This is a genomic window from Psychrobacter sp. FME13 (assembly GCF_014861395.1).
Lineage (GTDB): Bacteria > Pseudomonadota > Gammaproteobacteria > Pseudomonadales > Moraxellaceae > Psychrobacter.
Window position 1 is genome coordinate 1 of the sequence record NZ_RRYV01000090.1, and the last position, 12,183, is coordinate 12,183.

General features: G+C 41.7%; 9 protein-coding genes and 1 pseudogene. 9 read left to right on the forward strand and 1 reads right to left on the reverse strand.

Annotation, left to right across the window (positions count from 1 at the left end; genetic code table 11):
- The 6 genes and pseudogenes from EI164_RS10690 to EI164_RS10715 all read left to right on the forward strand — a co-directional run.
- Positions 1–89: pseudogene (locus EI164_RS10690) on the forward strand (IS5/IS1182 family transposase); the annotation flags it as partial.
- Between the two features lie 349 nt (positions 90–438).
- A complete protein-coding gene (locus tag EI164_RS10695; protein WP_192519951.1) occupies positions 439–1,062 on the forward strand; it encodes an anthranilate synthase component II in 624 nt (207 codons plus the stop codon).
- Positions 1,063–1,141: 79 nt separating this feature from the next.
- A complete protein-coding gene (trpD, locus tag EI164_RS10700; RefSeq protein ID WP_192519952.1) occupies positions 1,142–2,263 on the forward strand; it encodes an anthranilate phosphoribosyltransferase in 1,122 nt (373 codons plus the stop codon).
- A 178-nt stretch (positions 2,264–2,441) separates the two neighbouring features.
- On the forward strand, positions 2,442–3,296 hold the full coding sequence (gene trpC, locus EI164_RS10705; protein WP_192519953.1) for an indole-3-glycerol phosphate synthase TrpC: 855 nt from the start codon (positions 2,442–2,444) through the stop codon (positions 3,294–3,296).
- Positions 3,297–3,388: 92 nt separating this feature from the next.
- Entirely contained in the window at positions 3,389–4,123 is a 735-nt protein-coding gene (locus tag EI164_RS10710; protein WP_192519954.1) for a Smr/MutS family protein, read from the forward strand.
- A gap of 139 nt (positions 4,124–4,262) precedes the next feature.
- Positions 4,263–4,895, forward strand: a complete 633-nt coding sequence (locus EI164_RS10715; protein WP_192519955.1) for a DNA-3-methyladenine glycosylase family protein — start codon at positions 4,263–4,265, stop codon at positions 4,893–4,895.
- A gap of 57 nt (positions 4,896–4,952) precedes the next feature.
- On the opposite strand, the gene EI164_RS10720 is transcribed toward EI164_RS10715, so the two are convergent.
- Positions 4,953–6,908 (reverse strand): mechanosensitive ion channel family protein, encoded by a 1,956-nt coding sequence (locus EI164_RS10720; RefSeq protein WP_192519959.1) that lies wholly within the window; start codon positions 6,906–6,908, stop codon positions 4,953–4,955.
- 435 nt (positions 6,909–7,343) lie between these two features.
- Between EI164_RS10720 and EI164_RS10725 the strand changes: the two genes are divergently transcribed.
- From EI164_RS10725 to EI164_RS10735, 3 genes are all read left to right on the forward strand, one after another.
- Complete coding sequence (locus EI164_RS10725) at positions 7,344–9,281, forward strand: TonB-dependent receptor plug domain-containing protein (RefSeq protein ID WP_192519956.1); 1,938 nt, start codon at positions 7,344–7,346, stop codon at positions 9,279–9,281.
- A 280-nt stretch (positions 9,282–9,561) separates the two neighbouring features.
- Positions 9,562–10,986 carry an adenosylhomocysteinase gene (gene ahcY, locus EI164_RS10730; protein WP_192519957.1) on the forward strand — a complete coding sequence of 475 codons (1,425 nt, stop codon included), beginning with the start codon at positions 9,562–9,564 and terminating at the stop codon, positions 10,984–10,986.
- A 13-nt stretch (positions 10,987–10,999) separates the two neighbouring features.
- Positions 11,000–11,848 (forward strand): methylenetetrahydrofolate reductase, encoded by an 849-nt coding sequence (locus EI164_RS10735; protein WP_192519958.1) that lies wholly within the window; start codon positions 11,000–11,002, stop codon positions 11,846–11,848.
- Positions 11,849–12,183: the final 335 nt, after the last annotated feature.

The window sequence follows — 12,183 nt, forward strand, 5'->3', positions numbered from 1 at the left end:
GCATTGCCACGCGATATGATAAGCTCAAAGATAGCTATGCAGCAGCGGTAATGCTCGCTTGTGTCTTTATCTGGTTGCCCCTGATTTGAATTCTATACACACCCTACTACACTATCAACTTCTTATAGGAGTGCCAATTAGATGATACATATGCATCAATTTGGTGCATAATAAATCAAGCCAATCATGTAAAAAGCATCGTTTTAGTGCAATTATAATTATTGTATTTGCTCAGCTGATAACAAACTAATGATTCATCACATATATTATCCGAGTAAATATTTTACTGATTACTTACTCGGATAACCTGTACCCTACATTTGATAGACCTTAAAATAATGTTAAGATAACCACGCCTTATTAAGTACATAAGTCAAAAAGTAAAATAGATAGATATAAGCCCTAACAATACAATCATATCCATAAGTTGAAGACCTAATGATTTTGATGATCGATAATTACGACAGCTTTACGTACAATATCGTACAGTACTTCGGTGAATTACAGCAGGACATCACCGTCTGGCGTAACGATCAGGCCACTATTGAACAAATTCAAACCCTTGCACCAGACGTAATTGTCATCGGCCCTGGCCCCTGTGATCCAGACCGCGCTGGTATCTCTTTAGAGGTTATCGAAACATTCAAGGGTGTCATACCGATATTGGGTATTTGTTTGGGCCATCAGGCCATTGGCCAAGCATTCGGTGGTCAAGTGGTCAAAGCTGGTGAAGTAATGCATGGGCGCTTATCTGATATTTATCACAATAGTAAAGGTATATTCTCAGGTCTACCCAACCCTTCTCAAGCCACACGCTACCATTCCCTCGTGATTGACAAAACCAGTCTGCCCGACTGTCTAGAGATGACAGCTTGGACACAGTATGCTGACGGTAGTATTGAAGAAATCATGGGTATCCGTCATAAAACCTTGGCTATTGAAGGAGTGCAATTCCATCCTGAGTCTATCTTGAGCGAAGCTGGTTATCAGCTGCTCAATAATTTTTTACTGGCTCATAGTTTGTCTGTATTACCCAACAGTGAATTACCACAAGTCGGCTAAGCATCATTAAAAAATGCATCAACAGCATTTAGAACGATAAATTTGAAACAAACTTATAAAAATAGTAAGAGAGAACACCATGAGCACGATAAAGATAGAGGATAAAATGACGCCAGATCATATTGCTCAATTGCCTGATTCTGATATTCATAAGTTATTAACGGCATCTTTAGAAAGAGTTTTTCAGCACATTGATTTGACCTTCGATGAGATGTATCAAGTAATGCTAATCATCATGCAAGGACGATGTAGTGATGCCATGATGGGCGCTATTTTGGCTGGCTTACGCATGAAAGGTGAATCCATAGATGAGATTACCGCCTCCGCTAGCGCCATGCGAGCATTGGCTGCCAATATTGAGCCAAAAGGTTGTGATTATCTGGTCGATATCGTCGGTACTGGTGGTGATGGTGCCAATCTATTCAATGTTTCTACCGCCTCTGCTCTTGTGGCATCAGCCGCTGGCGCGCAAGTTGCCAAACACGGTAACCGCGGTGTGTCTAGCAAATCGGGTAGCTCCGACTTACTCGAACAAGCGGGTATTAGTTTGGCGCTGAACCCTGAACAAGCAAAAAACTGTATCGAAAATCAAGGTATCGGTTTTTTGTTTGCACCCAATCATCACAGTGCCATGCGCTATGCCATACCCGTCCGCCGTGAATTGAAAACACGGACAATTTTTAATATTTTAGGACCATTAACTAACCCTGCTGGCACGCCCAATCTGGTGATTGGTGTTTTTACCGATCAACTGTGTGAACCTATCGCTAAAGTTATGAAAAATTTAGGCGCACGTCATGTGATGGTCGTGGGTGCAAAAGATGGCTTAGATGAAATCAGTCTTGCAACCTCTACTACCGTTGCTGAGCTCAAAGATGGTGATATATCAGTATATGAGATGATGCCCGAAGATGCTGGTATTGAATCACAGACCCTAATTGGTCTTGATGTAACTTCTCCAGCGCAAAGTCTTGAATTAATCCGTGCTGCGCTATCTGGAATCGACACTCATGACCGCTCTATACTTAAAGCGCGTGACATGATTGCGTTGAATGCAGGTGCGGCAATATATACAGCAGGACTTGCCAGCAACTATGCTAATGGCGTTAGCAGAGCGCAGCAAGTCATTCAAAATGGCGATGCGCTGATCAAGCTTGAATCTTTGGCCAAATATACACAGCAATTAGTGGCTCAGGGTTAACTTATAAGCACTCATATGGTGCAAAATTTGCCACCACTGTCTATAGTCAAAGAAGTCTAAAACGGATACAAGGCAGCCGACTGCAGATTGTACCAGTCGTACATCTAAGAAGGGTAACGCCGTAGCCGTCTAGTAATTCTTTGACTATATTTACATTTAACGATATTCGGATACCCGCATGACCACCACTCATTCAGAAATACCTTCAGTATTGCAGCGCATTGTTGCCACCAAACACATTGAGGTAAAAGCGGCGCGTGAGGCCTTACCGCTTGACACATTACAAACGCAAGTCGCAGCTGATAGCAAACCACGCCGAGGCTTCGCTACCGCTTTACGTAAAGCTGACATTGGTATCATTGCTGAGATTAAAAAAGCCTCACCGTCTAAAGGCATCATCAATCATAATTTTGACCCAACCACGTTTGCCAAGCAGTATGAGCAAGCTGGTGCCAGCTGTTTATCAGTACTGACCGACCGTGATTACTTTCAAGGCGATGACAGCTACCTTCTTCAAGCCGCTAATGCCACAAGCCTACCGATATTACGTAAAGATTTTATGGTTGATGTGTATCAAATTTATCAGTCTTATTTACTGGGTGCCGACTGCATATTACTGATCATGGCTTGCCTTGATGACACCCTATTACACGAGCTACATGCACTAAGTATTGAGTTAGGCATGGATATATTGATAGAAATACATACCAAATCTGAGCTTGATCGCGCACTGACATTACCGCGCTCAGCGCACAATATTTATGGTATTAATAATCGCGACTTAAATACGTTTGATGTCGATTTACAAACCACACTAGATCTAAAAAACATATTGATCGAAGCATTAGCCGTAGACGATATAGCTCTTAAACCGCTCGTTGTCACTGAGAGTGGCATCCATAACAGTGATGACATTCGTTTGATGTTGGGCAATGACATTCAGCATTTTTTAATCGGTGAGCAGTTTATGAAAACCGATTATCCTGGACAGGCGTTACAATCCTTACTTGCGGGCGTCGCAGCAGACGAGTAAAGTAACTTAAGTAGCTTTATTTGAGATAATATAGCTTTTAAATGGCTAACAAATAAACCATTCATTCATCAACCAACGATACGTTAAATTTTATGTCAAATTCTCTTTTTTCAAAAGAAATGCAAGACCAGCTCAAAGAGCTAAAAGGCCAATTGAGCAAAGGTCGTGATACCAACTCACCTGAAGGTGAGAACCAAAAACCAACTGAACCTGTGTCATTGCCCACGCAAAAACAAGTAAATAAGACAGTCAAGCAAATGGATAGCGAACATATTGACGATGACAAAGTGCTATTTATGCAAGCCATGCATGGCGTCAATCAGCTTGAAGACAAAAATGTCCGCTCACCTGCCAATGCTAGCAAAGCCGGAAAACCCGATGCGACGACATTGTCTAAACGTGCGGCCGCTCAAGGTAGCGAAGCGAATAACTTGGGTGCTGGCTTATCAGATATGCAAGCCCTACTGAATCCTGTGGCAGCGGAAGCGGTCTTGTCTTATAAACAACCAACGCTACAAAACAAAGTATTTACCCAACTCAAGCAAGGAAAATTGCGCTGGTACGATGCTGTAGATATTCATGGCTGTACTATTGAAGAGGCACGCGAGGCTGTGACTCAATTATTGAGCCAAGCAAAGCAAAAGAATGAGACAATGGTAAAAATTGTCCATGGTAAAGGCTCTGAGGCCATCCTAAAAACTTGCGTGAATGGTTGGTTGCGTCAATTACCAGAGGTATTGGCTTTTTGCTCTGCTCCGCCAAAAGATGGTGGTAATGGTGCGGTATTGGTACTATTGAAAAAGTCTAAAGTTGATGGTGAGCAGTAGGTAGCTTTCGTTCAGTATTAAAATAAAAGGGCTGCAATTGGCAGTCCTTTTTTATAAGGATAAAGCCTATCTACTTTTGATACTAAGCGATAGATACCCACTCTATTTTCATACAAACTTTTATTCAAGCGAACTCATTATGAGCATCCAAACTGTTGAAAACATTGAAGCGCTAAATGAACATATTACAGCGCTAATTGCTATCGAGCCACGATTTGCGCCTGTCTACAAACAAACTGGACTGCCTGATCTCAGACATAATACAGGTGGGTTTGAGGCACTGATGAGAGCTATGGTCGGTCAACAGCTCTCTGTAGCAGCAGCGGCCAGTATTTGGCAGCGTCTGGTTGATTCAGGTTTGACGACACCTAAAGCGATTAGTGAAACCTCGGACGAGACTTTGCGAGCACACGGACTGTCTAAGCAAAAGACTCGATATATAAGATCGTTAGTAGAAAACGACATAGACTTTGCGGCGCTAGAGATCATGCCAGATTTAGAGGTGATAAAAACCTTAACTGCCGTGGTTGGTATTGGACAGTGGACCGCTGAGATGTATTTAATGTTTTCTCTAAAACGTGCCGACGTCCTTGCTGTTGATGACTTAGCCATTAAAGTAGCGGCGCTGCAATTGTTGGATTTACCAGAAAAGACAACGCCAAAACAACTAAAGAATCTGACCCAAAATTGGTCACCGCATCGTAGTGCTGCAAGTCTATTGTTATGGTCATACTATGGTTTATTGCGTAATAAAACGGCTGTGCCTTTATAACCTATTGTCTTCATAAGTCAGTGCTTTTATAAGTCAGTGCTTATTTGATCTTCAACGTTAAGGCTGGTTCCATATAGAAAACCCAGATTTTTTGCTTATATGCTTAAACCTACGTTTTTTTAGTACCCTAACCTCATGTTTCAATGCTTTTATTGGATCATATTTTTTTCTTTTTACTGACTCATTCTTATGTTGATGAGCGGTGTCATTGCTATTGGCATCACCTTTATTTAAATCTATACCAAAGTTTTCATCGCTACCATTATCATCAATAGAGTCAGTATTTGAGGCATTTTCTTTTGACGTGCTTTCTTTTGACGTACTTTCTTTTGACGTGGTTTCTATCGACTCCATTGCTTCATTTTCTCTGTCATTGGGATCAATATCGTTTGCGCTATGATGCTCTAGCTCAGCTTGATTGACGATAAGCTGCTGAGTCGGCAACGCATGTTCCACTTTATATTCCGAGACCTTTTTTAATACATCGACAAATAAACTGTTTTGTTTGTCATAGAATTCAATGATATCGACAGCATTAACATAAGCCTGTAACTGGATGACATAGCAATCTTGACGCAGCTCTAAGATATTGACCTGATTCCACTCTTGATTGGTCAACTCATGCTCTTTTATAAATTCGTCTAAGTCATTTACCATTTTGAAAATCACATCAAGATCGGCGGTACGCTTAAGATACAAATGATGGAAAAAACGAAACATATCACGAGAGGTGAAATTTTCAATCTGCATAGATGAAAAGTCACCGTTCGGTACCGTCACAATCGTACGCGTCAATGTCCGTACACGCGATGAACGAATACCGATATCGATGACCGTACCTTCATAAGTGCCAAATTTACAATAATCACCAATACGTACTGGTGAATCTGCCACGACGACGACACTACCGACAAGGTTTTCAATAGTCTTTTGCGTACCCAGTGCTAATGCCAAACCACCGACACCTAATGCGGCAATACCTGTGGTCAAGTCAAAACCTAAATTTCCGAAGATGACAATCACAGCAAATATCAGCAGTAACGCTTTGACCACTTTGCGCAGCAGTCCTAAGATTGAGACTCGCTCAGTATAGTTTTTCTTATAACTTAGATTCACCGCACGCGTAAATACTGCATCTATCACTCGTAGCAATAACCACGTTACTGCTACCCACGAAGCAATTTCTGTAAATCGATTGACTGGCTCACGCAGCGTCACCGATACGCCAGCATACACCATCACCTCAGACAAGATTAGCGCCATAATCACGACAGAGAGGGGCAATATCACTTTATTAGGTAATGGTAATGGTACCCCACGTACACGCGGATACGTGATTTTTAATAAATGATATAGCAGCCAAACCATGATATAAGTCAAGATAAAGCTACCAACAACCATGGTAAGTGCAGCGACTAAATCAGCGAGCTGATAGCCGAAAAGATTTTTACCTTCTAATGAGTCAATAGTATAACGAGATACCAAAGTTGGTTCAGTGTTTGCTATTACTTCTGGTATTGAACTGAGCGTATCGCTTGAAAACTGCCAATATTTTTCGCCTCGTTCAGACTGAGCCCTTTCAAGTATCAGTGACACGTCTTTGTCACCAATGCTAATCACGCCTACATTTTCTTGCTGTGGTGGCAACTGGTCGGTTAGATTACCCTCAGGCTCATTACTAAGCTGCAAATCTGGTTGAAAACGGCCACCTGCATCCAGTGCTTGCTTGAACTGCCGTACGATGGTGGTTGGGTTATCGGATTTCGATAAATTTAGATAGTTACTCGCCAGCAGATAGTCATCTTCGCCTAGCGCACTGATAAACCCTTGTACTGTATGCCTTGGTGTATCTCGCCCAAATGAGTCCGGGCGTAATGATTCTACTGACTCTTCACTACTGCTTTCACTCACACCAAGTGTACTAGCCTCAGCTGCAAAGGTATGAGTTGGCCATAACAAACTCAACAGCAGCGCAAGTAAAAACACCATCGCGAGTAATGGTATTTTAATCATAGAGTATGGTGAAGATAACTCAGTGCTGGGAATCAGACGATACTTGATAGACAAAACAAACCTCTTAACTTTATGGGTAGTACAACGGAAAACAATAGATTTCTGACTATGATAGCAACTATTTATAACAGCAGTGCTTTTGATTACGCATTTTTTAGCCAGTTATGTCAGTAACTGCTATCAGTTTTGTAGCATAACCTTTATCCAAGCTTTTCCCCTTTAAGCCATATAATGAATTATTCACAACTAATCATGAATAATATTCACCTTATAATGAGGAAACATTAGGTTAAAGTGGTTTATAAAACGGTCATTTTTATAGATAATAAGCATAGTTTTGCGCATGTATTGCTTTTTGTAATTTTTAACCATTTTAACGTCACAGTGGTTATTTTTTATTTCTGTACTTTTAACATGATTACTTTGGAATTGACTATGTTTTTACCACGATCTTCTTCGACTGCCTATCTTCGCTTATGTATTCTAAGCGCACTTGGCATATTTTCTTTGAATGCAACAGCAGCAACCGATTCTACTGTCGTAAGCAACAACGAAGTACCAGAAGTTGAACTCGATGAAATCGTTGTAACAGCTACCCGCACACCTACTAAAACCAGTAATATCATTGCCCAAACACGGGTTATTGATAGCGAAGAGTTGCAGCGTTATCAGGGTCAAACAGTCACTGATGTATTAAAGAATCAGCCTGGTATGAATATTAGTCAAAGTGGCGGTACCGGCACCGTTAGCAACTTTTATATGCGTGGCTATGACAGCAAGCAAGTTCTTGTAATCATTGATGGTATTCGCTACAGCTCTATTTCTACAGGCGCGCCTGCACTTAATCTATTATCTGCCGATCAAATCGACCGTATAGAAATTTTATATGGCGCATCAGGGTCTAGCATCTATGGTTCTGATGCCATGGGCGGTGTCATTCAAATTTTTACGAAAGGCAATAATATTGAACAATCTAATGTTTCAGCCACAGTCGGGTACGGTAGTAATGATCATTACCAAGTAGGTGTAACAGGACAACTAAAAAATGATACTTCTTCATTGAGCTTAGGTGTCAGTCGCAACGAAACAGACGGTTTTAATGCAATTGCTAGCTCTAATTCTTATGATTACAATGCGGATGATGATGGGTTCGAATCTACCAATGCCAGCCTAGCATTACAACATAAGATTTCAGACAATTTAAGTGCTGGTCTCAACGCTTTATATTCTGACTCTACAACAGATATTGACTCTGCAGGCGATGCTTTTCCAAATGCTTATGCAGATCAACAAAATGGCAGCGCCAATGCTTTTATTCAATATCAAACACCATTAGCCGTCACTAAATTTAGTGTTGGACAAAGTATCGATAAATCTACGACTCACGATGCTTACTCTATCAACTATGAAGATGGTAGCCAGTTTGATACCACCCAAACACAGGTACGGTCAGAGACCAGTATTAATGCACAACCTGGTACCGTTACTATCGGTGCAGAGTGGTTGTCACAACAGTTAGACGCTTCCGATGTTTTAGATTTTTCAGGTTTTCCTGCGCCTGCCACTCTAACTGCTTATGACCCTGAAGATAGAACTGTTAAAAGTGGTTTCGTTGGCTATCAATTATCAGAGGATTATTATGACCTCCAAGCCAATTATCGCGTTGATGACAACTCGCAGTATGGTAATGAGAACACCTACAATATAGGTGCCGCTATACGACCACTAGAGGGTTTACGCATTGGTGCAAGCTATGCCACAGGGTTTCGCGCGCCAACCTTCAACGATTTGTATTATCCCGGCTATAGCAATCCAGACTTAAAGCCTGAGACTAGTAAAAATACGGAAGTGTTTGTAGAGTACAATAAAGGCAATCAGAACTCACGTCTGACAGGCTATTATACTGATGTGGATGATTTGATTAATAACGCTACTAATACTAGTGAGGCACAAATCAAAGGTTTAAGCTTAACTTCTGACTGGAGCGTTAATTCGTTTTTATTTGGTTTGGGTTATGACTATCTGGAAGCTAAAGACAAAACGACTAATAGTGCTAACTATGACAACGAGCTTGTGTACCGCCCTAAAAATAGTGGTTTAATCTATGTTGGTTATCAGCAACCTGCTTTTGATGTGCGGCTTGAAGCTAAATATACTGACGAGAGATTCTCTGATGCTGCAAATACCACCAAGTTAGATGATTACACTTTGTTAAATTTAAGTAGCTCTATTTATCTGACAAATAATCTTCGTGCTAACTTGCGCGTTGACAATATCACCGATGAAGACTATACCCTATCTAATCAATTCGGTACAGAGTACGCCACTGAAGGCACTAGCTATTTCGGCTCTCTAACCTACGACTGGTACTAAAATTATCTAGTTATTGTTACAAGAGACCATCGATTGATGGTCTTTTTTGTGGGTGACATTTTATCTGTCATCTATTACAATGACACCCTCCGAGAGGTGTTGCGCCATGACCGTAAATATTGCATTAAGAGATTAGAATCATGCAAATCATAGGTTATGTTAGGCTCGGTTAACTGTTGATTGTCCTTAACTATATAAAGTAAGGCGATTATCAGCGCAAATAACGGCACCTGCGTTTTTATTCTTTTTATCATAAATTAACCACTGATAGGAGCATATTATGGACGCAGTGTCTAACACCCCCTCTGCCCATACGATCGATCCCTCTTTCACTGACTATAAAGTCGCTGATATCAGCCTTGCTGATTACGGCCGCCGTGAAATCACCCTTGCCGAAGCCGAAATGCCTGCCCTAATGGGCTTGCGCCGTCGCTACGAAGCAGACCAGCCGCTTAAAGGCGCTAAAATTGCTGGCTGTATCCACATGACCATTCAGACTGCCGTACTTATCGAGACACTCGTCGCGCTAGGTGCTGAAGTACGCTGGACATCATGTAACATCTTCTCAACTCAAGACCATGCTGCTGCTGCTATTGCTGCTGCTGGCATCTCTGTTTATGCTTGGAAAGGCGAAACCGAAGAAGAGTATGAATGGTGCCTACGTCAGCAAGTACATGTTGGCGGCGAAGCATCAGGCCAACTTTGGGATGCTAACTTAATCTTGGATGACGGCGGTGATTTGACTGCTTTGATTCATAATGATTATGCTGAGCTTCTTGATAGCATCCATGGTATCTCAGAAGAGACGACTACTGGTGTACATCGTTTGGTTGAGATGCTTGCCAAAGGCACGCTGAAAGTACCAGCCATCAACGTTAATGATGCCGTGACTAAGTCTAAAAATGACAATAAATACGGCTGTCGTCATAGCTTAAATGATGCGATCAAACGCGCAACTGACATGTTCCTTGCTGGTCGCCGCGCCTTGGTTGTTGGTTATGGCGATGTGGGTAAAGGCTCTACACAAAGCTTACGCCAAGAAGGCATGATCGTACGTGTTTCAGAAGTTGATCCTATCTGTGCCATGCAGGCCTGTATGGATGGCTTTGAAGTATTATCTCCTTACATTAATGGTGACAACACTGGCGGTGCAGAAAACATCAACACCCGCTTGCTTGAAGATACCGACTTGATTGTTACCACTACTGGTAACTACCATGTTTGTGACAAACATATGCTAGCAGCCCTTAAGCCTGGCGCTGTTGTATGTAACATTGGTCACTTTGACACCGAAATCGACACTCAGTTCATGCGTGACAACTGGCGCTGGGTCGAGATCAAACCACAAGTTCATCAAATCTTCCGCTCAGATGACGAAAACGATTATTTGATTTTACTTGCCGAAGGTCGCCTCGTAAACCTAGGTAACGCGACTGGTCACCCATCACGCGTGATGGACGGCTCGTTTGCTAATCAGGTATTGGCTCAAATGTACTTGTTCGAAGAAAAATTCGCTGACTTGCCAGATGACAAGCGTACTGACAACTTATATGTAAAAGTACTGCCTAAAAAGCTAGACGAAGAAGTCGCTGCTGCGATGGTTGCAGGCTTCAATGGTACTTTAACTAAGCTCACTGAAAAGCAAGCAGAGTACTTAGGCGTATCTGTCGAAGGTCCTTTCAAGCCTGACGCTTATAAATACTAAAAGGAGCAAGACTGTGAGTAAGCCTGCTTTTTCCTTTGAGTTTTTTCCGGCTAAAACTGAGCAAGGACACGAAAAACTGCTCAGTACTTATGATGAGCTGAATAAATTATCACCTACCTATTTTTCGGTGACTTATGGTGCGGGCGGTTCAACTCGTAACCGTACCTTAGACATTGTGCAAGCATTATGTGCTCGCGGTGATACCCCTATTGCGCCGCATATGTCTTGTATTGGTGATGATAAAAGTGAAATCGCTGAATTATTAGAGCTTTATAAGGGCTTAGGCATCAATCGTTTGGTAGCACTCCGTGGCGACTTACCCTCAGGTCAGGTTGGTATGGGTGAGCTGCCATTTGCACTAGACTTAGTCAAGTTTATTCGTGAGCATTCAGGCGATCATTTTCATATCGAGGTGGCCGCTTATCCTGAAATGCATCCACAAGCTCGCAGCTTTGCCTTTGATATCGATAACTTGGTTAACAAGTTCCAAGCGGGTGCAGATACTGCGATTACGCAATTCTTCTATAACGCTGATAGCTATTTATTTTTGCGAGATGCGTTAGAAAAGCGTGGTATTGATACCGTTGCTAAGCCCTTGGTTGCTGGTATCATGCCGATCACCAACTCTAGCAACTTGCTACGTTTTGCTGATAGCTGTGGTACTGATATTCCGCGTTATGTGCGTAAGCAGTTGACGGACTTCGGTGATGATCGCAAGGCCATTCGTGATTTTGGCTTTGATGTCGTTTATCGCTTATGTGAACGTCTTATTAGCGAGGGAGTACCAGCCATGCATTTTTATAGCATGAATAAGGTTGAGCCTAACAAGCGTTTGGTTGAAGCCTTAGGATTAACAGCATAACCCTTTCTCGAACTTATTGATTAATGACTGGTGCTCTTTGGAGCGCCAGTTTTTTATTGTTAGACTTTCAAATACCTGTCCTATATTTCATACAATGCATCGAATTTATCGATTATTGTTTCATTAAAAATTCAATGCTATATCTCGTAACCTCTAAAATAGTTACCTTTCTTAAGAAAAATCCTCATAAAAAAAATGCCTTTACCGTTACCAAATGATATTCTATTCAATTAGGGCGTGTTGAACATTCAAATGTGGTGCTGGCAGTGACTATTTTTTAGACAATATGCAGTGAAATTTTTGATGCCTAGTCATTCTAGGTTAAACAATTTCGC